Below are 25,781 nucleotides of genomic sequence, written 5' to 3'. Positions count from 1 at the left end.
CGTACGCCGGCCATCTGCCTCGATCCGTTTCGTGCTTACCCTTTCGCTTGTCTGCAACCGGGGCTTCGAGAGCCTGCCGCTGAGGAAGCACGGCAGGGTCGGTCTTGGGCACTGCGTACAACGTAGCGGGTTGGTTACCGCTCGGTCTGGTCAACCCGAGCTTCTTTCAAGCTCCGCCCGTTAGGGCGGGGTAGTTGACCGGCCGATAAAGGGCAAGCGTCCTTTGTAAAGAGTGCTGCCGCCAAGGAAGGCGAAGTAGTGGAGGCCTGGCAGGCGGGTGAGTAGGTCAGGAGAAACGAGGGGCACCTCAGTCTCGTTGAGCGAGCGGCTCGTGCTGCCGCGGAACTCGGTGAAGGCAGTGGAGCTTTCCGACGTGTTCGAGTAGGAGGTCGCCTGTCGTCGCGCCACGGTTTTCCCGAAGCTGCCGGCGATCCACTCTGCGGTGTCGGTATCCTTGACGCGCAGGCAGATGACGTTGTTCAGGTTGCCGAGCATCTGCCTGGCCTTCTCGCGTGACCCGAGGCGAACAATGAAGTCGGCCTCCGTCTGGGTTGCTAGGAATACCTTGAAGCCCGCGCCGCCGCCCTTGTTGAGCAGCTGGATCAGCTGGTTGTTCGTCATCTCGGCCGCCTCATCAGCCATCAGGTAGATGTCGGATTTGCCCGTGGCGTTGTAGATCGATCCGGCGACGGACGCGAGATCGGCACAGGCCATGCTGCCGATGGCAGAGCCGACGATAGGGTCGGACAGGGAGTCGAGGGCGCAGTAGAAGACGGCGCCTTCGTTGATGATCTTGGCCGTGTCGTAGATTGGCCGCTTGTCGAAGGGGTCCTCCGGGTCTGGAGACAGAAGCGCGCCGACCTCGCCGGAGCCCAGCATTTCCAAGATGGGCTCCAGAACCTGGATCATCTTGGAGTAGTGCTCCTTCGAGTGGCGGACCATCGCGATCAGACCGTCGAGGACCTCGTTCTCTCCGCCGCCAGATCGGTTGTACTTCTCGATCATGGCCTCGATGCGGGTGACCATCTTGCCCCCGGCCGCCGACTGGAGATCACGATCCCAGCTTGGGCCTTCGGATGCGAAGAAGCGCTCGGTCAGGAGCCGCTCGAGTAGCGAATCGACGCCAAGTTGGATGTAGCGCTTCACCCGCTTGATGTTGGGACGCTCGCCGCAGGCCACCATCCCGGACATGACCCGGTACAGCGACTTCCACGCGAAGGCGCGGAACGATTCGTCGGCATCGATCAGGTTGGTGATCCGCGTCGCTGCCTCGCTCAGGTTGTTCCAGTTGGCGAGGAAGTTGATGCGTATCGACTTGGACGGATGCGCAGGGTGGAAGTACAGGAACTTGCGGCCGGTGCGCTTGCATTCTGCGCGGAGGCGTCGCTCCCAGTCCTGGTCGCCCTTCGGATCAATCACGAAGAGCGTGCTTCCGGGAATGTCGATGATCTGGGTGGAGATCAGTTCGTAAAGACGAGTTTTCCCGGCCCGAGTGGTGCCGACAATCAGGGTGTGGCCGACCAGCGATTCGATCGGCAACATGACCGGAATCTCTGTGGGCTCAAGGCCGTGAATCCACGGAACACCGATGGCGTCCTCGCGCAGGAGGACCGAGTTCTTAGGCGTGATCGAACGGATCACGCGCTTAGGCAACCAGCGCGGGAGCGTGCCCAGCTCGCTGGGGTTCCTGGTTAAGATTTCCTGTGCGACCTCAGCATGCCGTTGCTGCCAGATGAAGCCTTTGCCGAGCCACAGTGACTTCCGATCGCGGCGAGCCTGGCGGGAGTCTTCCAGGACGGCTTCGAGCGACATCTCGGCCGCGCGCAATACCGACAGAGAGATTCGAAATCTGTAGACGTCCAGGGACTGCCGGGTCCGCGCTGCCCCGATCGCCAGACCGATGGGTGTACCCAACCACCATAGGGGCGGTTGCGAGGCGGCGAGCATGGCGGATGCGGCCAACCACGTGCCGGCGGCGCCGACATCGTAGTTGGGGCGGAACATGTCCTGGTAGCTGCGCATCGCGGCTACTCGTGCTGAAGCAGCGCGCGCGCGAAGCGTGGCCCCAGGGTGACATGCGAGGTTTCCGTTGCCGTAACGAGGTTGGCAGTCCGAAGCATGTCAAGGAAGGCCTGCGCCGTCATACCGTACCGGGCCATGGCTTTGCGGGGAAAGCGGACCTCGCCGCTGGGAAGCGTCACGCAATCGTCAATGATTTTGGAGAAGGACTGGTCGGCACGAATCGCTCGAACCAGCTCGTCGATTGCGGGAGGCAAAGGGACTTCGGGCGCCTCGGGGGCAGCGTCGGCAGCGGCTTTCGGCGGATCAACGCTTTCGGAAGAAGCCGCGGCTGGGGGCGATGTAGCGGCAGCGACGGGGGCAGGCCCAGACGCCGTCGGTTGGCCGCCCTGGAGGCCCGCGGGTTGCTCGGGTTGCGCCAGCAAGGCGGATAGCGGGAGCAACGCTGCACCTGCTTCGGCAACGCGGGTGGAGCGTGCCCGGGCGTCTGCCTCGAGCACCTTGTCCTGCGACACCCTGACCACGCGAGTCAAGGGCTGCTCCATGGCAATTGCGGCTCGGACGGGCAGGATACTGTCGATCAAGGCCGCGATCACGCTTTCCTCAAACTCAGCCCATTGCCCGGGAACAAAGAATCGCCCGGCCATCATCGCGGCGACAAGGCGTGAGGGGCGCCGGGGGCTCGGATTCCACTCGACGTCGCATCCCTGTTGATTGGCGTTCTCCAATGCACAGTGGAGGGACACCTGATCGAGCGACGACCAGCGTCGGCCGGCAATGCGGACGACGACGCTGCACTCGACGATCGGCAATACGGAGGCGATCGTTGCAGCGAACGCGCTGTAGCGATACTGGGGGTCAAGGACGCGCCGGGCTTCCGGGGAGTGACCAGGTAGAAAGATGGTGTTGTCGCCCAGTTGGAATGCCAAGACACCGCAGAGCAAGCCGAACTGGAGCGCGCCACGGGCCTCAGGGAAAGCGTCCCGGGAAAGAGGGAGCGTCTGGACGCATTCGGCCAGACGGAGGATTACCGGCTGGAGGTGCTGCTCGAAGACCGTCGATTTGAATCCAGACGCCGAGCGCAGATTCTCGATGATCTCAGGGTCGATCTCGCGAAGAAGGTCTGCTGGAGGGGTTCGGTGCACACGCATTCCGACATGGTGCGCGAATGGGTCCTCTCAGACGCCCAGAAAGCGCTGCAATTTCGGTGCGGAATCTGCTGGCCGTCTCTGTCATGCGACGCCAGAGCGAGGTGCAACTCGGCGGGCCTGTCGCGCCGGATGGACGCCCATTTTGCGACAGCTGTCGCGGGCCGTTGATTCGTAAGCTTCTGATTCATATCGGATTCCACGAATAATATGCGCTGATCAATGCCCACTATTGGCTGATATTCAATCAATACTCGGATGGGCGCATCTGCACGGCCAAGCATTGCATATTATCTAAGCATCACTTTCAGTAAAATTCGGCCGGACTACAGTAGGGTAGACGTAAATCCCTCCACTTATTAACGTACTTTCATCCCCAGTGCGTGTTGTCGTGCACCGGAGAATCACGAGAGAGACGGCGTAGGGCGCAATCGGTCTGGGCTGTACCGAGGCTTGAGCGATTGCGACCCGAGGAAGCCGCACGGGTCTTTGTTCCTGGCCGCGGTCTCCCGCAAGGGGGCGGCGATGCATCAGGTTTGGATGGGGTGATTTCAATAATCTGCAAAGATGGAAAATACAAATAATGTAACGGTCCAAGAGGTGTTTGCTAACGACGCCCTGGCCGGTTTGTCGGAAGAGGCAGTCAACCGCCTTCGCATAATCGTTGGCGAGTTCAATGTTGTTCGGAAGCGCGCCGCCTGCGATCTATTCCAAATGTGTGTTCTCGTCGCTGAGATCAAACAGTTGGTCGGCCGAAACTTCAAGGCTGTGGCAGAGGAACTTCTTGGAATATCCGGGCGCACTGCGGAGCGATATATCAAGGCCGCGTCTGGTTTCCGGCGGTTGAATGACGGGTCATCGGAGCTGTTTCCGCGTCCGGAGCAATTCACGATGGGCGCGCTTGAACTCCTGGAGAACTCGACCGACACCGTGGTCCATGAGGTGTTGGAGTTGGCCGAGAAAGGAGAGAGTATCAACGATGCAGTAGTCCGGCAGCTCACGAGCCGCAATCATGAGTTGACGGAGGATCTCCAGGAAGCGCGCGAGAGCTTGCGGCAGCAGGACGCGAAAATTGCGGAAGCTGAACGTCAGCTTGATATCAGCCGCCGCAATGAGAAGGACACCCACACGATCGTCGTCGCAAAACAGAAAGATATTGACGAGCTTGTCGAGGTCGTTCAACAGCATGAGACTGAGAAGGCTGATTTGCGGCGTGCTCTTGATAATCGCCAAGTTGTCGAGAAGATCGTCGAAAGGATTCCGGAGGGTTTCACCTCGGCATCGGACGCCGTCGATTTTCTCCGCCGAGACATGGATCGCCTCAATGGGGAGATTCGGCACAAGAAGGATGAACTCGACTCTCTCCAGCGCGAGAAGGATGCGATTGGGCGAGAGGCGGAGATTGTTTCGGTCGTGGCCCGCACACGAACGAGCGTCACGGAATCGGTCGGAAACCTGATTGCCCTTTTGACTGCGCGCGCAGGGGATTGCACCGACGAAATCTGGCAAGGCGTGGAAGTGGTAGTCGGGGAATTGCAGGGCTTCGCGACCGCCCTCAAGGTAGCTGCGGAGAGAAGCCATGTCTAAGGTCCAAAATGTCGCGTCGCTCGATCTGGAGGCTTCCCAGGTACTGCTTGACTACGTTAGCAAGGTCAATCGTGCACTGCTTGATCTGCTCCGCACTGCTGCAGCAAGCAACATTCCATGTGTGCCGGAGCTGATTGGAGTGCCACCCGAGGTACTTTCGCAATTCTCAAAGGCCTCGATCCAACAAGTCATTTCCCTGTCGCAGGTCGGGTTCCCGTTGTGGGAGTTCCGCTTCCGGGATCCGCGGGTAGTGCAGTCCCTGATCGATGGGGAGGTCTCAGCGCATACGGTCACACACCAATTGCTGGTCGATCTCGGAAAATCGAAGAAAGATTAATGTAAGCGCCTCACCATGTATCGTGTGAGGCCGACTGGAGTTCTGGGAAGAAACGTTGGAGAAGTGGCCATGCAGGCAAGCGAACTGAGAAGACAGAAACTCGACCATGCTCGTGTACTCGGCGAGATGGGCGCGCGGGCAATCACGATGGTATCGGCAACGGACATTCGCACGTCCGATGCAAGAACGCTCTATAAGCAACTGAACGATAACCAACCGTCACCATCCGGGCAGACCCCTCATTCGCTGGAGTGGTATATCGAACGGCCCTCTCGGCAGTTTCATGCGAGTTTGCTGCTTTCGCTTTATAAACTCGCGTTGCAAAACGGTATCGCACATAGCCAGGCCTTTGTCTGGACATACCACACGTATTACTGGCTGTATCGAGGTAAGAAGGAAGCGCCCGGCACGGCATCGCAGCGGATCATCAATACCGAGCGTGCGTTCTATCTGATTCGGCGAGCCAAGGACCTCTATGGCAATTCCCCGACTAGCCACGGGGAAAAGATCGCCGTTCAGGAGTGCAAGCTGTGCGGAGCGGAGATTTTGACGTTTGCACACGAGGCAAACTTCGTCTGCAGCGTGTGTGCCGGCGGTCATTCGGATTGAGCCGCTCGAATGCCAGAAAGGCCTCGCGCTACTCACGGGGCCTTTTTCATTTCACCATGACTCCAGCACCGAACTTCGCTGGACTACGCCGAAGCCCGATACAGCGGGTTTATCAATAACTTAGGCGACAACATATGCCGGTGCTTTCCGAAACCTGACCCGGCTTCCCCTCTGCTGGCCCCTACATGGCTCTTGGGAATCGGGGCTTTCCGAGGAGTCATCGTGGCGAAAATCAAGCTCACCAAGTCCGCAGTCGATGCGGCACAACCCCAGGCGCAAGCCGTCGAACTCCGGGACACGCTGGTGCCCGGCTTCGTGTGCAAGATTACATTAGCGGGTCGCAAGGTGTTTATGCTGCAGTATCGCACGAACGCCGGCGAGCGCCGCGAGATCGCGTTGGGCTTGTGCGGCGAGCTGACCGTCGAGCAGGCCCTCTCGCTGGCGCAGGAATGGCTGGTCGAGGTGCGCCGGGGCGGCGGCCCCAGCGCGACCAAGGCCACCGCCCGCGCAGCCCCCACGGTTAAGGAGCGGTGCACCAAGTTCATGGCGGACTACTCCAAGCAGCGCAACAGGCCCAGCACCCAGCGCGGGTATCAGGCAGTCATCGACCGCTGTATCGCTCCGATGCTGGGCCGTTTGAAGGTCCAGACCGTGAAGCGCCCGGACGTGGCCACGGCGATGAAGAAGATGACCCACAAGCCCGCCGAGGCCAACCGTGCTTTCGGCGTGACGCGCAAGATGTTCAACCTTGCCGAGGTGTGGGGCCACGGGCCGGACGGCACCAACCCCTGTCCCCACGTCCCGATGTACCCCAACGGCAAGGCCACCCACCTCATCAGCGACGAGGACATGGGCAAGCTGTGTCGGCGACTGGAACACAACGAGGCCGAGGGCCCGGAGAGCTACGTCATCCCGCTGGCGATCCGCCTGCGATTCGAGTGCGCCGGCCGCCGCTCCGAAATCGTGACGCTCCAATGAGATTGGGTGGACCTGGACAGCCGCCGCGTGGTCTGGCCGGACAGCAAGACAGGCGCCATCTACAAGCGGATGAGCGAGGAAGCCTATCGGCTGCTCTCGACGCCTCCGCGGCAGGAAGGCATTTCCTACGTGCTGCCGTCCCCGAGCCATCCGGGCAAGCATCTGACCACGGGGAGTATTACAACGGCTGGAGTCGCGCCCTCGAGGCGGCAGGCGCCACGCTTGTCGGCACGCACGGTATCTGCCACCGTTCTGCGACCGACATTGCCAACTCGGGCATCCCGGTCAAGGTCGGGATGGCGTTGACGGCGCACAAGACCGTGGCGATGTTCATGCGCTACGCCCACACGGAGAACGATCCGGTGCGCAAGGCTGCCGGGCTGGTGGCGAACCGGCGCAAGATGATCACCGAGGCACCGCGGCCTGCGGAGGTGCCCGCATGACCAGGGAGACGCCTGCGGCAGGAGCCACACCTGCCGCTGTGCCTACCGGCTACGGCGGCATCCGCGGCGGCATCGGGGACCTGCTCGATGCCGCGCGCCAGACGGCGACGCGCGGGTTACAGCGAGCAGTTGATTGAGCAGTTGGCAAGCGACCTCATCCAGCAGTTCGGCCGTGGTTTCAGCCGCCAAAACCAGCAGCAAATGCGGTCGTTCTTTCTGATCCGGCCAATTCGCCAGACAGTGTCTGGTGAATCTTCCCTGGAGCCGGTGCGGCCTTGGTGGCTGGACGAACTGGCGCAGGTCTTCACGCTGCCGTGGTCGACCTATGTGCGGCTGCTGTCGGTCAAGGGCGAGCATGCGCGCCAGTTCTATTTAGCCGAGACCCTGCGCGGCGGATGTCCTAGTGTTCCGCCGTCGGGCTTGTTGCCTGCGGCCATCAAGCCATCGCTGGGGCTGAACGGGCCGCAGATCATCGAGTGGGCTCGTGTCGCGGCCCAAGACTGTCTGCTGGAGGCGTTGCCAACGCCTTGATCCGGGGCGAAGTATCGTCAACAGTGTTCACTGGTGGTAAAATTCTACGGTACTTACGCTCGTCGCAATCCGCGAGAAAGCAAGCGCCATGAATGTTGGACAAGCCATTCGACTGTGCCGAACGCAACGGGGTGTCTCTCAGAGCGCCATTGCGAACAGAGCGAACTGCTCAGTGTCCTACCTGTCGATGCTTGAGAACAATAAGCGCGACCCGACACTTTCGACGATCACCAAGATTGCCGAGGCGTTGCATGTGCCTGTCGGGCTGCTGTTCGTTCTGGCTGCTGATCAGAATGAACTGGGTGCGATCGATGAGCACGTCGCCGATCAATTGATGCAGTCTGCGCTGGCATTGCTGGGAACATCGACCAACCTGACAGCGCAAGCGGGAAGTCACTATGGCTAGTGCCGAACAACTCAAGGCGTTGGTGAAATCCCACATCGCGCGGGATGACCGACACTTCTATTCTGTCGCCATGCAGGTTGCGGCCCGTGAAGCGAAGGTGGGCCACGGCAAGCTCGCCGAAGAACTGCGTGACATGATCGACGCGGCGAAAGCCCGTGTTTCGCCGGATAGCTCCGAGGGAAAACTGGTGCCGTTGGCCCGTCCGCGCGGTGAGCTGGCGAACCTGTTGACGGTTTCCTATCCGAAAAATCGACTGTCGGACATGGTGCTCGATGCGGAAATGGCTGAACAGCTTGGCCGCATCATGAAAGAGCAGAAACACCATTCGCGCATCCGCGAGCATGGCCTGTCGCCGAGACGCAAACTGCTGCTGGTCGGCCCGCCAGGCACTGGCAAGACGATGACCGCCTCTGTGCTGGCCGGTGAACTTGGCATCCCGTTGTTTGCTGTTCGACTGGATGCCCTGATTACGAAGTTCATGGGGGAGACTGCCGCCAAGCTGCGCCAGATCTTCGATGCCATCAATGAGGTGCGCGGCGTTTATTTTTTCGACGAGTTCGATGCCATTGGTTCGCAGAGAGGACTGGCCAACGATGTGGGCGAGATTCGGCGCGTGCTGAACAGCTTCCTGCAAATGATCGAGAGCGACCAATCCCATAGCTTGATCGTCGCGGCAACCAACCATGTGGAGATTCTTGATTACGCGCTTTTTCGTCGATTCGACGATGTGATCGAGTATCGGCTCCCGACTACGCCGCAGGCCGCCAAGCTGCTCCAGTCTCGGTTGGGCAAGTTTGCGCCCAAGCCTTTTCCGCTCAAGGCCATCACAGCCAAGGCGGAAGGCTTGAGCTACGCAGAGATCAAACGCGCTGTGGATGAATCCATCAAGGAGGCGTTGATGCACGACGAGGAGCGCGTGAAGGCAGATATGCTGGCACGAGCTTTCGATGAGCGCCGCAAATTCAGCCTCAGAATGAACAACAAGAAGGTCGTGCCGAACCATGCCGGATCAACAACAAGCTAAACGTCCGCATTTCATTCTTCGATACACATCACAGGCTGTCGAATTCAAAGCGCACTCTGCTGGAGGCAGATCGACTCGCGACGTGCCGGCTCTGCCCCGGCAGCAGCACGGTGAGTCCCTTCGCGGTCAGATCGAAAGCTTGAAGCCCGCAGCAGCGGAGGCTGTGCAAGCTCAGCGAGACCTGCAACTGGAAAGCGGGCTGGGCTTGCAAATTCAGTTCTCCAGCCAGCCGGATGTCGAACTGGCGTTCGAGAGCTTGGCGAACGAGACCAAGAAGATTGAGCTTCTCAGTGTGCGCCACGAGGGCAACCAGACTTTCGCCAATGTCTTTGTCCCTGATGGGGGACTCGCGCACTTTGAGAAATACGTCTCCGACTATTTGATGGAGAAGAAAGACAGCCGCGGTCAGGCGCGTGACCACCGGAAGCTGCTGGATGCCATCGACTCCATTCGAGCTGCCGAAGTCCGGGCCTTGTGGACTGATGATCCCGGCCTCCTGCCTGCTGATTTGGCGGCTGCCTTTTGGTGGGAGGTATGGCTGCCTGTTCGAGGTCAAGGGCAACGGCAGGTCGTCGTGGAAGACTTCAAAAAGCTCGCCCGCTTGGCGGAATGTGTCGTCAGCGACAAACAGGTCAACTTTCCCGAGCGCACGGTGCTGCTGATGTACGGATCGCAGCAACAGCTTTCACGATCGGTGATGACGCTGAACTGCGTTGCCGAGCTTCGCTATGCCAAGGAAACTGCCGAATTCTTCGATGGCATGGGGGTGGGTGAGCAGATTGACTGGGCGGACGATTTGCTGCGACGTGCCCAATTGCCGCCGGACGATACGGCCCCCCGAGTCTGCCTATTAGACTCCGGCGTGACGCGCGCGCATCCGCTGCTGGCCCCCTTGATGGATGCAGGAGACCAGCATACGGTGGAACCGGCATGGGGCGTGGATGACGAGGCGGATCACGGTACTGGCCTGGCCGGCTTGGCGGCCTATGGCGATCTTACGGATGCCTTGTCCTCTGCTGACCCTATCAGCGTCCCGCATCGGCTGGAGTCGGTCAAGCTGGTGCCTGCGGAAGGCGCCAACGAAGGCGATGCGCGTCACCATGCCTATCTTTTTACCGAAGGCGTCGCGCGCCCTGAAATCTCCGCTCCGAATCGGCCGCGCGTGTTTACGTCGGCTGTAACGGCTTCGGACTACCGTGATCGTGGTCGTCCTTCGTCATGGTCTGCGGCTGTCGATGACCTTGCTGCGGATGCCGATGGGGCTGGTGAAAGTCCGCGTCTGTTCGTGCTGTCCGCTGGCAACACGCGCGATCCCAATGCGTGGGATGGGTATCCCGATAGCCTTTCCACCAATCTTGTGCATGACCCTGGCCAGGCATGGAACGCGATCACGGTGGGCGCTTGCACCGACAAGATCGACACGGAAGGACATCCTTCCTTGAATCCGGTCGCTGAAGCCGGTGGCCTCAGTCCCTTCACGACGACAACCAGAACGTGGGATCGGGCATGGCCGTTGAAACCCGAAGTGGTGCTGGAAGGTGGCAATGCGGCCAAGGATGATCTCGGCGCGGTCGGTATGGCCAGCCTGAACTTGCTGACGACCCACAACCAACCGCTGGATCGCTTGTTTACCACCAGCAACGCCACCAGCGCCGCGTCGGCATTGTGTGCGAGGATGGCGGCGCAGATCATGGCGGCCTATCCGCACCTTCGGCCGGAGACCGTGCGTGCATTGCTGGTGCATTCAGCGCAATGGAGTGAGGCCATGCGCGGGATGTTCTTGCCCGCAGTGCCGAACAAGGATGACTATGTTCATCTGATCCGTCACTGCGGATGGGGAGCCCCGGACTTGAATCGGGCGCTCTGGAGTGCGGGGGACTCGCTGACCTTGCTGGTTGAAGACCAGGTGCATCCCTATGCGAAGGTTCGGGGCAAGGGCATCGTGACGCGCGACATGAATCTGCATTCCTTGCCATGGCCGAAGGATGAGCTGGAGGCGTTGCAGGACACACCCGTCGAAATGCGTGTCACGCTCTCATATTTCATTGAACCCAATCCGTCGGCGCGTGGCGCTGCATCGAAGTATCACTACCCTTCGCATCGCCTTCGATTCGATGTGCAGCGTTCGCTTGATGCGTCCACCGAGAACTTCGTCGCTCGGGTGAATGCGGCGGCCCAGCGCGAGGATGAGGGCGAACCTGTGAATCCCTCTGATCCCGACTGGCTGCTGGGTGAACGGCGACGACATCGTGGTTCGCTGCACCAGGATGTCTGGAGAGGCACGGCGGCTGAGTTGGCCAGCCGTGGCTTCATTGCTGTCTATCCTTCGGCAGGGTGGTGGCGGACGCGGCCAGCGCTGGAGCGCTATGGGCTGCCAGCACGGTATAGCCTTGTGGTGTCCATTCAGACGCAGCAGACGGACGTTGATCTTTACGCTGCTGTCGCCCAGAAAATCCCTGTGGCCAATGCCGTCGTTGTGAATACGTAACGAGCGTCCCGGCGTACCGCCGTCGGGCTCGCGGGATGCGCCGCGCTGCAGCCATCCGGCTATGATCCCTGACGCCTTCGGCCTTCTCGGGCCTGCGCGCTGCGCTTGCCGAAAACCGGGAAGCGTGGAGGTGCGAGGGAGGCGGTCTTGCTGTTCCCTTCATCGTGCCACGGCGTCGGGTAGCGGCGGCGCATTGCTGCGCCGCCGCCCCCTAAGAACCGGACGTGCGAGTCACCCCGCATCCGGCTCAAGCCATTCTTCAGCACCACAGGCTGGCACCGAACAGGTTGACGCAGCGTTTCGAGGCTCGAAGGCGGTCCAAGTATCCCATCCGTTCGGGCCTCAAGGCCAACTTGGTCATCACCACCAACCGCAGGGCATACCTGCTGGAACTAACCTCGACGGAAAGGGCCTGGATGGCCTCGGTGTCCTGGGACTATCCGAAAGACCGGACGCTGGCCTTGCAGCACCAGGCGCAGGGGGGGGGCTCGGCGCCAGAGATTGTGGTCGACATATTGCCTTCTCCTTGTGCCGATATCTCGGCGTTACAAAGGAAGGCGCGCTGGCCAGCGCACGCTGATGCCGCTTGAGCATCGGTGTGCGTTCGCGAGTCTGGTTGGGCGCGAGGCGCTTGGCTCGGACTCCCGCATGCCGCATAAACGGCTTTGGGCATGATACCGGATTCGGAGGGGCGACTATCAACAATAAATGCAATTAATCGCCAGCTTGCACCCCTAAAAACATTCCGCCTCTTCGAGGCGGTCTGCTACCAGTAACAGGGGCCAATATAAAGTGCCTCTTTGATATCTTTTTCTCGATGGTGCCGCAGTACGGTGGGTGTCTACGCAATCTCGACCGAACCTGGTCGCACGACACTAAGTCGCGGCGCCCCCGACAACTCGGGCGATTGGAATCGCTCCTCCAGCATCTCGAGGCAAGCCTGCAGGAGAGACTCGACGGTATCGGTCGAAAGTTCTCGGCCGATCGCGATATCGAGTTCGAGCGCCGGTCCGCCGGCGAGCCGCGCATCCAATTCGGCAACAGCAGCGTAGATCGCGTCCGCCATTTGCTGCATGAAGCCGAGTCCCAGCCCGGCATCCCGGTACGGCCCCTCGATCCACACTTCGCACAGCGTTGGGAACACCGCGCCATAGTCATCCAGGTTAATCGCGAACGTGCAGAAACCGATCGGATCCAGATCGCGCGTCAGGATGAGCCGGTAGTTGACGATCTGGCCAACCACCTCGTCCACATCGTCGCTGGACAGGCTGACCTCCTCTGCTGCGCCAACCGACCAATCCTCGTCCTCAAGAGTTTCGCCAAGCATCGACTCGCCGGTCCATGGCAGCGTCGTCGCGTCTGCGGCAAGCTTGGTGCGCAGGGTCGCCAGGAGTTCCGCCCTCCCTGGCGCCTCCTCTGGCTCCGTGTAGATCGCGTAACGCTCGGCTTCGTCGGCGCCGAGGAAATCCGGGCCCAGCAGAGGGGCCAGGCGCATTGGCATGGGGCCGGCCTGCAGCGCGGCGCGCAGGCGGGATTCGTTCGAGTCGCTCATTTCAATTTGGCGTCCGTCCTGGTGTGGAGCACTATGCACCGAGCCGGCCGGAGAGGCAATCGGCTCGATTACTGTATAAATATACAGTACACTGTTTGGCAGGAACCCGCCATGACCGCCCCAGCCCCCGAAACCATCCATCCTGGCCTCTGGCTCGCATCACAGTTGGCGCGGGCAGCCGGCCGCACCGTACCCACGGGCTACGCCGCGTTGGCCGGCGAGTTGCCGGGCGGGGGCTGGCCGACGGGCACGCTGGTGGAATTGCTGGTGCGCCAGGCGGGCGTGGGTGAGTTGCGCCTGTTGCGCCCAGCGCTGGCCAGCCTGGCTCCGCGCCCGATCGTACTTCTGGACCCGCCCCACGCGCCCCAGGGGCTGGCCCTGGCCAACTGGGGACTGCCGCCGGCTCAGTTGCTGTGGTTGCGCAGCGAGCGCACCGCCGACGCTCTGTGGTCCGCCGAGCAGATTCTGCGCGCCGGCACGTGCGGCGCCCTGCTGTTCTGGTCGCAGCACCTGCGCAACGATGCGCTGCGCCGTCTCAATCTGGCCGCCCAAGCTGGCGATACGCTGTTCTACCTGATGCGGCCGGCCACCTGTGCGCGCGACGCATCGCCCGCGCGGCTACGCATCGGCATAGCGCCGGCTGCCGGAGGCGCCGAGCTGACCTTTTTCAAGCGGCGCGGGCCGCAGCAGGACAAGCCTGTCTTGGTACCGCTGGAACCCTCGCCCATCCTGCTTCGCCGTCATGTATCGCCTTTGGATCTGCCTGCGCCTACCGCGCCTGTGCCTGGAAGTCTTCCGGCCACGCTGGTCCACTGAGCTGGCCGTCGCGGTCCTCGACAAGGACCGGGTCCATCTGGCCTCCGCGCTGGCTGCCGCCGCCGGCGTGCGGCCGCAGATGCGCCGCGGCGGCGTGCAGACCATCGCCCCGCAGACCGTGCTCCTCGAACGCGCACCCACACGCGAGGCTGAAGGCCTTCGCGCCTTCGCGCTCGCCCTGCTCCAGTTCTCGCCGTCCGTGGTCGAGGCTGAGGAAGATGCCGTCCTGGTCGACGTGTCGGCCAGCCTGCGCCTGTTCGGCGGCGCGCGCCGGCTGCGCGCGCGCATGCGCGCCACAGCCGAAGCGCTCGGATACACCGTGGCGGTTGGCTGTGCGCCGACTGCCCAAGGCGCTTGGCTGCTTGCGCGCGCCGGCGGCGGCGTCGCGCTCAAGCCGGCCGGTCTCGGCCGCCAGTTGGCAACCCTTCCCGCCGCGGTGCTGCCGGCGGCACGGCCGCACGCCGACTGGCTGGACGGTCTGGGCTGCCGCACGCTGGGCGACCTGCGCCGCCTGCCGCGGGCCGGCCTGCAGCGCCGCTGCGGCGCGGCGATCAATGAGGCCTTGGACCGCGCCCTGGGCGAGGCCGCCGAGGTATTCGACTGGCTGGAGGCCCCGCCAACGTTCGCCGCGCGCGTGGAACTGCCCGACCGCATCGAACACGCCGAGGCCACCCTCGCCTACGCCGGCGGCCTGATCGAGCAGCTGGTGGGATGGCTCACCGCGCGGCACCTGGCCGTGACCCGCTTCGCCGTGTCGCTGCAGCACGAGCGCGGCCGCGAGGCCATCCCGCCGACCGTGGTCGAGGTAGCGCTGGCCGAGCCGAGCTGGCACGCCGCTCACCTGAACCGCCTGCTGCGCGAGCGCCTCGCGCGGCTGGCTGTCGACGCGCCGATGATTGCGGTCCACCTGGCCGCCGTCGACACGCAACCGCTGGCGCCGCCGAGCGAAAGCTTGTTCCCGGAGCCAGGCGGAACGCCCGAGGACCATGCCCGGCTGTTGGAGCTGCTCACCGCGCGGCTGGGCGCCGAGCGCGTGCTGCAGCCCGCCCTGCAGGCAGACTACCGGCCCGAGGTCGCCAACACCTGGGTGCCCGCCGGCACCAAGGTGGCCGCGGGCGGGCCTGCGCCGGCATTGCCCCGCCCGGCTTGGCTGCTCGATAAGCCGATTCCGTTGCTGGAGCGCGACCACCGCCCGTACTACGGCTCGCCGCTGCGCATGGTCTCGCCGCCCGAACGCATCGAGGCCGGCTGGTGGGCCGGCGAGGTGGTCACGCGGGACTACTACGTTGCCGAGGGCCAGGACCACACCTGTTACTGGGTGTTCCAGGAGCGCATGGGCAGCCGCGAGGGCGACGCCGCGCACTGGTACTTGCACGGGCTCTTTGGCTGAGGCGTCGCCATGCTGCCCCAACCTTCCGGCGTCGGCCTACCCGACTACGCCGAGCTGCACTGCCTCTCGAACTTTTCCTTCCTGCACGGCGCCTCGCGGGCGGAAGAGCTGGCGGAGCGCGCCGTGGCGCTGGGCTATCAAGCGCTCGCGATCACCGACGAATGCTCGCTGGCCGGCATCGTGCGCGCCCATACGGTCGCCAAGCAGCACGGCCTGAAGCTGGTGGTCGGCGCCAGCTTCCGTCTCAAGAATGCCGACGGCAGCCCGGCCCTCTCCTTCGTCGCGCTCGCGCGCAACCGCGCCGGCTACGGCAACCTGTGCGAACTGATCACGCTGGCGCGCACCCGGGCCGCCAAGGGCAGCTACCACCTGACCATGCGGGACCTGGCCGCGCCCGAGGCGCCCTACTCCCACTTGCGAGGCCTGCCCGACTGCCTGGTGCTGTTCACGCCCGATTACTGCGCGCCGGCCGACCAACTGGACGCACAGGCCGCCTGGATCTCCGCGACCTTCGCCGGTCGCGCCTGGATGGCGCTCCACCTGCTCTACCGCCCGCTCGACGATATCCACCGCGCCGGCGTTGAGGAGGCCGCGGCTCGCCATCGCCTGCGCCTGGTGGCCGCCGGCAATGTGGTCATGCACGTGCGCTCGCGCAAGCCGCTGCTGGATGTGCTGGGTGCCATCCGCTTAGGGCGGCCGGTCGCGCAATGCGGCTACGACCTGACAGCGAATGCCGAGCAGCACCTGCGTTCGCGGTTGCGCCTCGCCAACCTCTACCCGCATCGGCTGCTGACCGAGTCGGTCCATATCGCCAATCTGTGCAATTTCTCGCTGGACGAGCTGCGCTACGAGTATCCCGAGGAACTGGTACCGGACGGCCGCTCGGCGACCGCCTACCTTCGCGACGAGGCCTACGTGGGCGCCCACCGGCGGTTCCCTCAAGGCATCCCGCTGGCCGTCCAGCAGCAACTGGAGCACGAGCTGGCGCTGATCGCCGATCTTCGGTACGAACCCTACTTCCTCACGGTCTACGATTGCGTCAAGTTCGCGCGCTCACAGGGCATCCTGTGCCAGGGCCGGGGATCGGCCGCCAACTCAGCAGTCTGCTACTGCCTGGGCATCACCGAGGTCGATCCCGCGCGCGGCAACCTACTGTTCGAACGTTTCATCTCAAAGGAACGCGGCGAGCCACCGGATATCGACGTCGATTTCGAGCACCAGCGGCGCGAGGAGGTGATCCAGTACCTGTATCGCAAATACGGGCGCGATCGCGCAGCACTAACCGCCGCGGTGTCCACCTACCGGCCGCGCGGCGCGCTGCGCGAATCCGGTAAGGCCCTTGGCGTGGACCCGGCAATCGTCGATCTGGTCGCCAAGGCGCAGCATTGGTTCGATGGCAAGGCCGACCTGATGCGGCGCTTCGCCGAGTGCGGGCTCGACACGGAAGCGGAACTCACGCGGCGCTGGGCCAGCATGGCCACGCAGCTGCTCGGTTTTCCTCGCCACCTGTCGCAGCATTCGGGAGGCTTGGTCTTCGCCAAGGACAAGCTGTCGCGCCTGGTACCGATCGAGAATGCCGCGATGGCGGACCGCAGCGTGATCCAGTGGGACAAGGACGACCTCGACGCACTCGGTCTGCTCAAGGTCGACGTGCTGGCCCTGGGCATGCTGTCGGCCATCCACCGGGCGCTCGACCTGGTGGCCGAGCAGCGCGGCGAGGCCTTCGAGCTGCAGGACATCCCGCCCGAAGACCCAGCGACCTACGACATGCTGTGCCGCGCGGACAGCATGGGCGTATTCCAGGTGGAGTCGCGCGCGCAGATGTCCATGCTGCCACGGCTGCGGCCGCGCACGTTCTACGACCTGGTGATCGAGGTGGCGATCGTGCGGCCAGGCCCGGTACAGGGCGGCATGGTGCACCCCTACCTGCGCCGCCGGCAGGGCTTTGAGCCGGTGTCCTACCCCAGCCCGGACATGGAGAAGGCGCTCTCGCGCACGCTCGGCGTGCCGATCTTCCAGGAGCAGGTGATGCAAGTGGCTATGCTGGCGGCCGGCTTCTCCGCCGGCGAGGCCGACCAGCTGCGCCGGGCGATGGCCGCGTGGAAACGCAAAGGGGGCCTTGGCAAGTACCACGAGCGCATCGTCACCGGCATGCTGGCCCGCGGCTACGATCTCGAGTTCGCCGAGAGCATCTTCCGGCAGATCCAGGGGTTCGGGGAGTACGGCTTCCCCGAGAGCCACGCGGCCAGCTTCGCCCTCCTCGTCTACGCCTCGGCCTGGCTGAAGCGCCATGAGCCGGCAGCTTTCCTGTGCGCGCTGCTCAACAGTCAGCCGATGGGCTTCTACACGCCTTCGCAGCTGGTGCAGGACGCCAAGCGGCATGGGGTCACGGTGCTGGCCGCCGACGTGGCCACGAGCGGCTGGGATTCCGCGCTCGAGCGGCCAGCCGACGGCGCGACGCCGGCGGTGCGCCTCGGCCTGTCGCTGCTGCGGGGCATGCGCCGCGAGGCCGCTCAGCGCATCGAGGACGCGCGCGCGATCCGGCCCTTCTCCAGCGCGGCCGACCTGGCCCGGCGTGCTGGCCTCGACCGCCACGACCTGCAGGTACTCGCCGGCGGCAATGCCCTGGCATCGCTCACCGGCGGGCGGCGGCAGGCGCTGTGGCAGGCCGCCGCGGCCGTGCCCGACAAGGATCTGCTGCGCCCGGCCGACGTGAAGGAGGAAGCTGCCGCCCTGGCGCCTCCCACGGAAGGCGAGGAGATCGCGGGGGACTACCGCGCGATGGGGTTGACGCTGCGCCGCCACCCGCTTGCCCTGCTCCGGCCGCTGCTGGCCTCCCGGCGCTTCGTGCCAGCCGACGTTCTGGCTGGCTACCAGTCGCGCCAGACCGCGCGCGCCGCCGGCATTGTGACGGTGCGCCAGCGCCCGGGCACGGCGAATGGGGTCGTCTTCATGACACTGGAGGACGAAGCCGGGGTCGTCAACGTGATCATCTGGCCCGACGTGTTCGAGCGCTTTCGCAAGGAGATCCTGGGCTCCGGCATGGTCGGGGTCTACGGGCGGTGGCAATGCGAGGGCGAGGTGAAGCACTTGATCGCCCAGCGCGTGGTGGACCTAACGTGGATGCTGGGCGAACTAGAGACCACCTGCCGAGACTTCTGCTAGCGGCCCCCCCAAGGACCGCAAGAACGTAACCAAAAGCAATCCTGGTTCGCTAGATTTATAATGCCATTGACTAGATCTATATTGGCTGCCCTGAATTCCTGCAGAGATTAAAACGTATAAATCCCGCTCCTTTCTCAAATTTTGCAACGTTACTAGGTATTATGCGGAGATCACCTTCTAGCGGCATAAGGAACTTAGAGAGAAAAACCGTGTCGGCGCCCGCATACTGCTCAGAATAAGGGGGGTCGCCCTCACCCGATAATTTGACCGGAAGATAGGTAAAGGGATGCAGCAGATTGCCACTGGCATCAAAATCAGTCGACGAAAATGTGTAGGTCGGACCGGAATTTCCAACCCATGTTGAGCCCACGCTCCTTGAGTACGCTGGCGATCGGCCGGCTATAAATGCACTAATTGCAGAATCAGAGTTTGCAACAGATGGAATATGTGATAAAAGTCGAGATTTAATCTCCGCGAGCGCCGCGGCATATGCCGCATCATCCTTCGCGGCAAATGGATCAAGTCGACTCTTTGCCTTATCAATCAAGGTCCAAGTACGCGAGTCACCGCAAAATACGGCTGCAATCGAATTTCTTGTCGCATCCCCAAGCCCACTATCCAGTGACAAAAAGAAGCGCTGATAGCAAGTATTTAGTGAGCCAAAGCTATTGTCGGGATCAAACACAATTTGCGACGCCGTAGAGATGGGTACGCCATACTTCAAGACCACTTCAAAGTCATAGGTGCCCTCCGGTCGCACGAGCCTGTCCATTGACGCGATGATATCAGTCGAGATTTTCGTTCGAGCTACGTAGTTTGTATTGAGGTAGGTGCCAGTAAAAAAATGCCCCGACACGTCATCGAACCGAAACGGTACGGACACATTCGCTGCCAGCACGCTCGAAGAGATAAACTGGCGCAGGGCGTTGATCACCACGTCATTGTCCGAGGTGGTATAGGGCACGCCTTGCGGAACGAAGTTTGCCGGCGTCGCGACAGCCACCAGTGAGAAACTGCCCGGTGTAACGTCAGGGTCATTGTAAACTGCCCGGTGCACCGCGTTAGCGTAAAGATTCCCCTGGGAATGAGCCACCAATAGGACACGGTTCCCCTGGTTCTTTAGCCCGTCGATCACCAGCGCCTTTTGCGCCACCACATCGGCGTCGGTGTAGTTGTATTGCGCCTGAAATTTGGCCTGAAGCTGCTGCGAGTTCGCCGCCGCTGTATCCGTGATCAACGCCTGCACCTTCGAGATCGTTCCGAACGTCAAGCCATCAACCGCCCCCACGAACACGCGAATCAACAGTTCCCACGAGAGCGAGGGATCTTCGCTTACCTTCTGTTGATAGACTTGATAGAGATCTAGCAAGACACCATCGGAGGGGTTTTCTGCTAGTCCGTAATTAACGGGCACCTCATTATGTGAATCGCCAGCGATATCCCGAAGCGCCTGCACGGATTGCACCCAATCCGGGAATATCGTGTTGACTCCATTCCCAAAGAGAATCAGATATTCCGAGCTACAGTACCGATTCGCTTGGGCCGCTGCCGGCGTGGCGATCTGAAAGAACAACACGAAAACGGCCAGCACCCTAACAATCCGCCCATCCTTCATTCGCATGGTTTATCTCCGGAATAGAGCCGCCAAATATTGTTTTTCGACATGCGCCGCGTCTCGATGTACGCCTCTATCCGCGGCGGGGTGTTCATCATTTGAGCCTGAATTTCACCAGCCTCTTTTACCCAGCCATCACCAAACAGCGACTTAAGACAGTCGGCACTTTTTGCGTAGGCCGGCCAATACTCCTTCAACTCATCGAGAGTCTTTGCGCGGAGCATAAAATTCTCTGCCGCACGAGTGTATTGGAGCATCCCGGCTCGCTGTGGGAGGCTCTTGTATGTCTCTTCGATATAAACCTGAATATCATCCCGAATACCGTTCTTGTCGGCATCGATCCCTTCGACCGTCTCAGTGAAATCCTTCGACTTGACGCCTGGTCTCCCTGATTGGTCCTCGACCTTGACCATTCCGCGGCGAAGGAGCTCTCCGGGCCGCCGATCGGCGGAGGATGCAGTAGCCGCCCGATTTGCATTCCCGGAACGGCCAGCCTCCTCGGTCGATGGCTCTGCCACGAGCTTGGTCGTGACAAATACGGTCGCGGCTCCAAGCGCGACCACTCCCGCCGCAAATGCTGCTTTGCGCCAATTGCTCACTGGCACCTCCCTGTTAAATGGCTAATTCTTACGATTAGCTAACACCTCATGCAGGGTAAATGTGGCCCCTGCGTATAATCCACCCTCCCGAAGTTGGGCGGCCAGATTCAATCCAGATATAAACGCCTCTTAATTCTCGGCCCTTCGTTCCAGCAGCTCCGCGCCGGCGAAGAGCCAGCCCGTCAGTTAGAACCATGTTCCCAAGCTGACGGCGGGACTGCGAGCGGACCGACGCAAACTGTCGAAGGCCACCTCTAAGGCCACGAGGCAATCAACCCATTTCGCTGCGCCGCCTGATCGCCCAGCGCGTGGTCGACCTGTCGTGGATGTTGCGCGAACTGGAGACCACGAGCCGGGATTTCTGCTGAGTTGCCACGATCCCTCCTGGACCGCCCCCAGCCAATGCCATCCGGATACCCACCCTAGCGAATCCTCACAAAAATCGCTGTGCTTTCGTGGCTACCTACGTGGACAGTACCGCATACGATGTGACCAACACGTTCTGTCTCTCCGTTGACTCGTCCCTCGCCATGCGAACTTCCCGCCGTGCCCCGGCCTTCCTCGCGGCCACCGTCCTACTCGCCACTGCAACCTGGAACGTCCTCGCCGCCGACCATCTCTCCTGGCGCTACAGCCAGGATGGGAACGTCATTGCTGACGGGTCGAAGCCTCTCGATGACAGCACGGCTTTCCCTGCAGAACTCGTCCAGTTCGACAACTTCAAGACCGTCCCCTATAAGTCCCGCTGTGTTTCTGGACCGTCCAGCGCGACGCCGACCATAGAGTATTCCGAAGCAAAAGCCGGCACAGCATTGCAGATATCCGCAGTCGCCCCCAACCGATATCGGGTCACCGCGGAGCATGCCGAGATCCTCTCCGTCGCAGACGTTTCCGCTGCGGACGGGTGCAGTGTCCAACTGCCGACCATCCGGCAGAGCGTCGTCACACAGGAAGTCACCCTCGCCCCCGGCGCTCAACTTGTCCTGCCTGCCGGCAATGACGACCTATCGATCAATCTGCAGCATCGCAAATCAGCCGATGGTCCCCGCAGCTGAATCTCATCGGTCGAGCGCCAGCGTCAGTCCACTTCCCGACAGGCAAATCGCCCTTCGCCAAGCTGTGGCCTCAACACGGTGTTGCATCCGCTCACCCGGCACTCAGAATTGAGAAGAACTCGCACTGCCGCGAGACTCCGTGACACAAGGCCGACACAGATGACCACCCATCCAACCCCTACAGCCACCTCTGGGCCCGATGTCGCCCCACCCCCGCTCCAGCTTCTGGCCGCGCGTATTCGCGCCGGCGGCCACGCTGTTCGAAAGTGTTCGGGCGCGGGCATGAGTTACGACGCTGAGATTGCGATCACGTCGCGGGTAACAGTCCAGGTCGGCCGAGGCTACATGCTCGTTCATCGCTGGATCGAGAGCGAGCAAGCCTCCCAGCCCTACACGGTCCGGCCCCGCGCCCTCTCCCACGTGCCGGCGCTGCTCGAGGATATTCGTCAAGCCAAGGACGATGCCCGCCGGCGCCGGAGGTAAGCAGGTCCGCACCAAGCGCGCTTCCGCCAGCTTTGGCGCCGCGTCCACTTTGGCGCCTCGCCCTGCGACGGAAGCACTCCCTACCCCTGGATGCTGAAACCAAGTGCACGCCGGCGAAAACAGTCGTAGCAGCTTTGCCGGTTTCTCGATGTCCTTGCCGTTTCCAGGTGAAGGAGATCCTATCGGAACCAACCAGAGAAGCGGAAGTCAACTACCCCGCCCTGAAGGGCGGAGCTTGAAAGAAGCTCGGGTTGACCAGACCGAGCGGTAACCAACCCGCTACGTTGTACGCAGTGCCCAAGACCGACCCTGCCGTGCTTCCTCAGCGGCAGGCTCTCGAAGCCCCGGTTGCAGACAAGCGAAAGGGTAAGCACGAAACGGATCGAGGCAGATGGCCGGCGTACGACATGGTCGAGGGGAGCGGGTCCGCAAGGACCCCGTCACCAGGCCCGTAAGGGCGATGTTGAATAGGAGGTACCGCGTGGCGGTATGTGTGTTAGACCGGCAGGGCAGACCACTGATGCCCTGCAGCGAGAAGCGGGCGAGGTTGCTACTGGCCCGCGGCCGCGCCCGTGTGCATCGGGTCGTGCCGTTCGTGATCCGGATCGTCGACCGGCGCCAGGCCGACGGCCATCTCCAGTCGCTGCGCGTGAAGCTGGACCCCGGAAGCAAAGTGACCGGCATCGCGTTGGTGCGCGAGCTTCCGGTCGCCGACGATGGAAACGGCGACTCGGCGCCAGGCGCGGTGGTGTTGAGCTTGATCGAGCTGGTCCACCGTGGTCGTAGCATTTCCGAGGCACTGACGGCGCGCCGCATGTTCCGCCGCCGCCGGCGTGGGGCGAACCTGCGCTACCGCGCAGCGCGCTTCCAGAACCGGTCCCGCGCTCCGGGATGGCTTCCACCCAGCCTCAAGCATCGCGTTGATACGACGCTAACGTGGGTGGCGCGGCTGCGTCGCTGGGCGCCGGTCACGGTGCTGAGCTGCGAGCTTGTCCGGTTTGATCCGCAGGCGCTCGAGCAACCGGAGATCGCTGGGGTCGAGTATCAACAGGGCACGCTGTTTGGATACGAGTTGCGCGAGTACCTCCTGGAAAAGTGGGGCCGACGTTGTGCCTACTGTGATCGAAGAGATCTGCCGCTGCAGATCGAACATATTCAGGCTCGCGCGACGGGCGGTACCGACCGGGTCAGCAACCTCACGCTGGCCTGCGGACCATGCAACCAGGCGAAGGGCGCTCAGCCCATCGATCGCTTTCTGGCCCGGCAGCCCGCGCGGCTGGTCAAGATCCTCGCCCATGCCAAGCGCCCGCTCAAGGATGCGGCCGCGGTCAACGCCACACGCTGGGCGCTGGTGAGCGCTCTGAAGAGCACTGGTTTGCCAGTGCAACTCGCCAGTGGCGGCCGCACGAAGTTCAATCGGATGCGCCTGTTCATTCCGAAGACGCACGCGCTCGACGCGGTGTGCGTCGGCAGGCTGAGCCATGCGCACGCGTGGCACCGTCCGACCTTGACGATCACGTGCACCGGGCGTGGCAGCTACCAACGCACCCGACTGGATCGCTACGGCTTCCCGCGTGGCTACTTGATGCGAGGCAAGACCGTGCACGGGTTTCGTACGGGTGATGCCGTGCGGGCTACGGTGCCCACGGGAAAGAACGCCGGCGAGCACGCCGGTCGGGTGGCAGTGCGCGCCTCCGGCAGTTTCAACATCCAGGCCAAGCCAAGCCTGGTGCAAGGCATAAGCCATCGTCACTGTCGTCTCATGCAACGGGCGGACGGCTATGGCTACCAATTTCAACCGACGGATAGCATAACGCAGGATGGACCGGGTTAAGGGCGTGCTTCGCACGCCGCGCTATCCCTCCCCGGCTTGAATGCCGGGGTCTCCCGCGCTACATGATGAAACTCACACTGACAAAGCGAGACGTCCTCATTGCATCGATCTACACACTCTGGCGCCTCTTCCAGGCGAGCGTCGTGATTCCAGCCAGCTTCGTTGGGGCTGTTCTGTTGGTGATGGCCTTCGCTGGAGATTCACCGCTTGAGTCCACTGTCGCGAGCATCGTCCACTGGGCGGAAACTTCGATTCGACCCGCCCCGGCTGGAGCTGTGCTGGTGTTCGAATGCGCCGAATCAACTGCCGAGGAGGCGAAGGGCGCGAGTCCTCCGGTAATCTGCCAATCGCATACCGTAAAAGCTGTCCCGGTAGATGAAGCCGTGGCAAATGCAAGTAGGTGGATCCGGCGGGCCTACCTGATCGCGGTCCTGATCTCCGCTGGCGGCCTGGCTTTGCTCACGCCAAGCCGGAAGTTCTTTGGGCTGGAAGCACATCGAGCAGCCTGATCGTCATTTGACGAGTTGAAATCACCATGCACTGCACGACGAATCGACAGGATCGAATCATGCAAAAAATGACCTTTGGCGACAAGCTTGCGTTAGCGAGCGAAGCCGTCTTGCTCCTGTTCAAAGAACTCAGCTTCGGGCAATGCCTTGTGCTGCAACTGATTGTCGCCGTGATCGTGTGGATGGCCATACACGGCGGGACGATGCTCGCCGGAGCCTTGCCGTCGTGGGCACTTGCACTCGCCGCGGCAGGGTTCGCAACGATACTATTCGCGACCTTCCGCATGGGGCACACGAAATACGGCCTAATCGCCGTTGGACTGTGCGTCACGATGATGCTCAGTGCTGGCTCGGCTAGTGTGCTAGTGCCGGACACCGACACCCATGCACTCGGCCGTTTGCCGAGCCTCAATGATTTTGTGCTGTTGTACGCGTGGCTGGTGGCCGTGGGCGGCTTCATCGGTGGCATTGTCGCGACCGCTATGTATGTCACATGGGCGCGTAGCCGTCGGGCATTGGTGAATCACAAGGGGGATGACGCATAGCACAGCGGCAGATCAACCACAAAACGGATACCCCAAAACTCAAACTGGCCCAGCTCTCGCCCTCGTACTCGCAGCTTCGCCCGTTTTGCCCTTGCCTCCGACCATAGTACCCCCAGCCACCACTCATCCTGGAGATTGTCTGCGATCAAGGCCAATCCAAACCGGGCTCTATCACTGCCTATCCAGACGCAAGGCTACGTAACTGAATTCAAGGAGACCAAGCATGAGTGACCAATTGCACGTCGAGAAACTGGTTCACATTGCAGGGACGTTCATAAGACCGAGTGCCGTCAACGCGATCGAGCCGTGCCTCTTGGGTGGATGCGACGTGTACCTTGCAGGCGGCGACGGCCGCAAGCCGACAAAGCTGTTCGTCCCAGCTGACCCCGCTGAGGTTGCCGCAAGGCTTGGATTGTCTTGAGCAGCCTTGCGGCAAGGCCACCGATTGAGCCATTCATGCCTATCTAAGGGAAGTTCACCATGACCGTGAACCTGAGTGCGAGTGTCTTCGCGTCGCTTTGCAGCGGTGCCGTGATCCTTCCAGCGGTTGTGGTGCTTTGCCTGGCTTATTGCTTTTTCTCGGCACGCCGCGCGCGACCCATGCCACATGAAGTGATATGCGAGCACTCAATCTCTGTACCTAAGGAC

General features: G+C 62.2%; 20 protein-coding genes and 3 pseudogenes. 18 read left to right on the top strand and 5 right to left on the bottom strand.

Going from position 1 to position 25,781, the window contains the following annotated elements; translation table 11 throughout:
• Window positions 1–180 precede the first annotated feature (180 nt).
• Both traD and BKK79_RS36635 read right to left on the bottom strand, forming a co-directional pair.
• Window positions 181–2,022 (bottom strand): conjugative transfer system coupling protein TraD, encoded by a 1,842-nt coding sequence (gene traD / locus BKK79_RS36640; protein ID WP_071040613.1) that lies wholly within the window; start codon window positions 2,020–2,022, stop codon window positions 181–183.
• 5 nt (window positions 2,023–2,027) lie between these two features.
• Window positions 2,028–3,170 carry a TraI domain-containing protein gene (locus tag BKK79_RS36635; RefSeq protein ID WP_071040612.1) on the bottom strand — a complete coding sequence of 381 codons (1,143 nt, stop codon included), beginning with the start codon at window positions 3,168–3,170 and terminating at the stop codon, window positions 2,028–2,030.
• A gap of 564 nt (window positions 3,171–3,734) precedes the next feature.
• Here BKK79_RS36635 and BKK79_RS36630 point away from each other — a divergent pair.
• The 9 genes and pseudogenes from BKK79_RS36630 to BKK79_RS39795 form a co-directional block, all read left to right on the top strand.
• Window positions 3,735–4,754, top strand: a complete 1,020-nt coding sequence (locus BKK79_RS36630) for a hypothetical protein (protein WP_157128675.1) — start codon at window positions 3,735–3,737, stop codon at window positions 4,752–4,754.
• Window positions 4,747–5,091, top strand: a complete 345-nt coding sequence (locus BKK79_RS36625; protein WP_071040610.1) for a hypothetical protein — start codon at window positions 4,747–4,749, stop codon at window positions 5,089–5,091. The genes BKK79_RS36630 and BKK79_RS36625 overlap by 8 nt, the downstream gene beginning before the upstream one ends.
• Window positions 5,092–5,160: 69 nt before the next feature.
• Complete coding sequence (locus BKK79_RS36620; protein WP_071040609.1) at window positions 5,161–5,700, top strand: FlhC family transcriptional regulator; 540 nt, start codon at window positions 5,161–5,163, stop codon at window positions 5,698–5,700.
• 222 nt (window positions 5,701–5,922) lie between these two features.
• A pseudogene (locus tag BKK79_RS36615) lies at window positions 5,923–7,121 on the top strand (tyrosine-type recombinase/integrase).
• A pseudogene (locus BKK79_RS36610) lies at window positions 7,118–7,517 on the top strand (DUF1016 N-terminal domain-containing protein); the annotation flags it as partial. The pseudogenes BKK79_RS36615 and BKK79_RS36610, both read left to right, overlap by 4 nt.
• Window positions 7,518–7,740: 223 nt before the next feature.
• Complete coding sequence (locus tag BKK79_RS36605) at window positions 7,741–8,058, top strand: helix-turn-helix domain-containing protein (RefSeq protein WP_071040607.1); 318 nt, start codon at window positions 7,741–7,743, stop codon at window positions 8,056–8,058.
• Entirely contained in the window at window positions 8,051–9,082 is a 1,032-nt protein-coding gene (locus BKK79_RS36600; protein WP_071040606.1) for an AAA family ATPase, read from the top strand. Before BKK79_RS36605 ends, BKK79_RS36600 begins: the two co-directional genes overlap by 8 nt.
• The gene (locus tag BKK79_RS36595; protein WP_071040605.1) at window positions 9,060–11,570 is read left to right on the top strand and encodes a S8 family peptidase; all 2,511 of its coding nucleotides are present in this window, start codon (window positions 9,060–9,062) and stop codon (window positions 11,568–11,570) included. The genes BKK79_RS36600 and BKK79_RS36595 overlap by 23 nt, the downstream gene beginning before the upstream one ends.
• A gap of 326 nt (window positions 11,571–11,896) precedes the next feature.
• A pseudogene (locus BKK79_RS39795) lies at window positions 11,897–12,073 on the top strand (TrbG/VirB9 family P-type conjugative transfer protein); the annotation flags it as partial.
• Between the two features lie 338 nt (window positions 12,074–12,411).
• On the opposite strand, the gene BKK79_RS36590 reads toward BKK79_RS39795, so the two are convergent.
• Entirely contained in the window at window positions 12,412–13,122 is a 711-nt protein-coding gene (locus BKK79_RS36590; protein WP_071040604.1) for a hypothetical protein, read from the bottom strand.
• A 111-nt stretch (window positions 13,123–13,233) separates the two neighbouring features.
• Between BKK79_RS36590 and imuA the strand changes: the two genes are divergently transcribed.
• From imuA to BKK79_RS36575, 3 genes are read left to right on the top strand one after another with little or no spacing between them, the layout of a single operon-like run.
• Window positions 13,234–13,938 carry a translesion DNA synthesis-associated protein ImuA gene (gene imuA / locus BKK79_RS36585; protein ID WP_071040603.1) on the top strand — a complete coding sequence of 235 codons (705 nt, stop codon included), beginning with the start codon at window positions 13,234–13,236 and terminating at the stop codon, window positions 13,936–13,938.
• The gene (locus tag BKK79_RS36580) at window positions 13,865–15,328 is read left to right on the top strand and encodes a Y-family DNA polymerase (RefSeq protein ID WP_071040602.1); all 1,464 of its coding nucleotides are present in this window, start codon (window positions 13,865–13,867) and stop codon (window positions 15,326–15,328) included. Before imuA ends, BKK79_RS36580 begins: the two co-directional genes overlap by 74 nt.
• Window positions 15,329–15,337: 9 nt before the next feature.
• The gene (locus BKK79_RS36575) at window positions 15,338–18,493 is read left to right on the top strand and encodes an error-prone DNA polymerase (RefSeq protein WP_071040601.1); all 3,156 of its coding nucleotides are present in this window, start codon (window positions 15,338–15,340) and stop codon (window positions 18,491–18,493) included.
• A 76-nt stretch (window positions 18,494–18,569) separates the two neighbouring features.
• Here BKK79_RS36575 and BKK79_RS40915 read toward each other — a convergent pair whose 3' ends face one another.
• Both BKK79_RS40915 and BKK79_RS36570 read right to left on the bottom strand, forming a co-directional pair.
• A complete protein-coding gene (locus BKK79_RS40915; RefSeq protein WP_157128674.1) occupies window positions 18,570–20,114 on the bottom strand; it encodes a hypothetical protein in 1,545 nt (514 codons plus the stop codon).
• On the bottom strand, window positions 20,105–20,707 hold the full coding sequence (locus BKK79_RS36570) for a hypothetical protein (protein ID WP_157128673.1): 603 nt from the start codon (window positions 20,705–20,707) through the stop codon (window positions 20,105–20,107). The genes BKK79_RS40915 and BKK79_RS36570 overlap by 10 nt, the downstream gene beginning before the upstream one ends.
• A gap of 467 nt (window positions 20,708–21,174) precedes the next feature.
• Here BKK79_RS36570 and BKK79_RS36565 point away from each other — a divergent pair, with 467 nt between their 5' ends.
• From BKK79_RS36565 to BKK79_RS40910, 6 genes are all read left to right on the top strand, one after another.
• On the top strand, window positions 21,175–21,762 hold the full coding sequence (locus tag BKK79_RS36565) for a hypothetical protein (protein WP_071040599.1): 588 nt from the start codon (window positions 21,175–21,177) through the stop codon (window positions 21,760–21,762).
• A gap of 282 nt (window positions 21,763–22,044) precedes the next feature.
• The gene (locus tag BKK79_RS36560) at window positions 22,045–22,245 is read left to right on the top strand and encodes a hypothetical protein (RefSeq protein WP_071040598.1); all 201 of its coding nucleotides are present in this window, start codon (window positions 22,045–22,047) and stop codon (window positions 22,243–22,245) included.
• A 460-nt stretch (window positions 22,246–22,705) separates the two neighbouring features.
• Window positions 22,706–24,079, top strand: a complete 1,374-nt coding sequence (iscB, locus tag BKK79_RS36555; RefSeq protein ID WP_442873324.1) for an RNA-guided endonuclease IscB — start codon at window positions 22,706–22,708, stop codon at window positions 24,077–24,079.
• Window positions 24,080–24,141: 62 nt separating this feature from the next.
• Window positions 24,142–24,588: a hypothetical protein gene (locus tag BKK79_RS39790; protein ID WP_084085740.1), complete on the top strand. Its 447-nt coding sequence runs from the start codon at window positions 24,142–24,144 to the stop codon at window positions 24,586–24,588.
• A 59-nt stretch (window positions 24,589–24,647) separates the two neighbouring features.
• The gene (locus BKK79_RS36550) at window positions 24,648–25,133 is read left to right on the top strand and encodes a hypothetical protein (RefSeq protein ID WP_157128672.1); all 486 of its coding nucleotides are present in this window, start codon (window positions 24,648–24,650) and stop codon (window positions 25,131–25,133) included.
• A gap of 223 nt (window positions 25,134–25,356) precedes the next feature.
• Complete coding sequence (locus tag BKK79_RS40910) at window positions 25,357–25,554, top strand: hypothetical protein (protein WP_157128671.1); 198 nt, start codon at window positions 25,357–25,359, stop codon at window positions 25,552–25,554.
• Window positions 25,555–25,781 lie beyond the last annotated feature (227 nt).

Origin of the sequence: Cupriavidus sp. USMAA2-4 (assembly GCF_001854305.1) — a bacterium.
GTDB lineage: Bacteria > Pseudomonadota > Gammaproteobacteria > Burkholderiales > Burkholderiaceae > Cupriavidus > Cupriavidus malaysiensis.
This window is presented reverse-complemented; position numbering and strand designations above follow the sequence as displayed.

Coding starts and splice junctions, on each gene's coding strand:
- BKK79_RS36550 (WP_157128672.1), top strand. CDS start 24,648: ATGCAAAAAATGACCTTTGGCGACAAGCTTGCGTTAGCGAGCGAAGCC.
- traD (WP_071040613.1), bottom strand. CDS start 2,022: ATGCGCAGCTACCAGGACATGTTCCGCCCCAACTACGATGTCGGCGCC.
- BKK79_RS36595 (WP_071040605.1), top strand. CDS start 9,060: ATGCCGGATCAACAACAAGCTAAACGTCCGCATTTCATTCTTCGATAC.
- BKK79_RS36605 (WP_071040607.1), top strand. CDS start 7,741: ATGAATGTTGGACAAGCCATTCGACTGTGCCGAACGCAACGGGGTGTC.
- BKK79_RS36600 (WP_071040606.1), top strand. CDS start 8,051: ATGGCTAGTGCCGAACAACTCAAGGCGTTGGTGAAATCCCACATCGCG.
- BKK79_RS36630 (WP_157128675.1), top strand. CDS start 3,735: ATGGAAAATACAAATAATGTAACGGTCCAAGAGGTGTTTGCTAACGAC.
- iscB (WP_442873324.1), top strand. CDS start 22,706: ATGTTGAATAGGAGGTACCGCGTGGCGGTATGTGTGTTAGACCGGCAG.
- BKK79_RS36580 (WP_071040602.1), top strand. CDS start 13,865: ATGTATCGCCTTTGGATCTGCCTGCGCCTACCGCGCCTGTGCCTGGAA.
- BKK79_RS36590 (WP_071040604.1), bottom strand. CDS start 13,122: ATGAGCGACTCGAACGAATCCCGCCTGCGCGCCGCGCTGCAGGCCGGC.
- imuA (WP_071040603.1), top strand. CDS start 13,234: ATGACCGCCCCAGCCCCCGAAACCATCCATCCTGGCCTCTGGCTCGCA.
- BKK79_RS36635 (WP_071040612.1), bottom strand. CDS start 3,170: ATGCGTGTGCACCGAACCCCTCCAGCAGACCTTCTTCGCGAGATCGAC.
- BKK79_RS36625 (WP_071040610.1), top strand. CDS start 4,747: ATGTCTAAGGTCCAAAATGTCGCGTCGCTCGATCTGGAGGCTTCCCAG.
- BKK79_RS39790 (WP_084085740.1), top strand. CDS start 24,142: ATGATGAAACTCACACTGACAAAGCGAGACGTCCTCATTGCATCGATC.
- BKK79_RS36620 (WP_071040609.1), top strand. CDS start 5,161: ATGCAGGCAAGCGAACTGAGAAGACAGAAACTCGACCATGCTCGTGTA.
- BKK79_RS36560 (WP_071040598.1), top strand. CDS start 22,045: ATGAGTTACGACGCTGAGATTGCGATCACGTCGCGGGTAACAGTCCAG.
- BKK79_RS40910 (WP_157128671.1), top strand. CDS start 25,357: ATGAGTGACCAATTGCACGTCGAGAAACTGGTTCACATTGCAGGGACG.
- BKK79_RS36575 (WP_071040601.1), top strand. CDS start 15,338: ATGCTGCCCCAACCTTCCGGCGTCGGCCTACCCGACTACGCCGAGCTG.
- BKK79_RS40915 (WP_157128674.1), bottom strand. CDS start 20,114: ATGCGAATGAAGGATGGGCGGATTGTTAGGGTGCTGGCCGTTTTCGTG.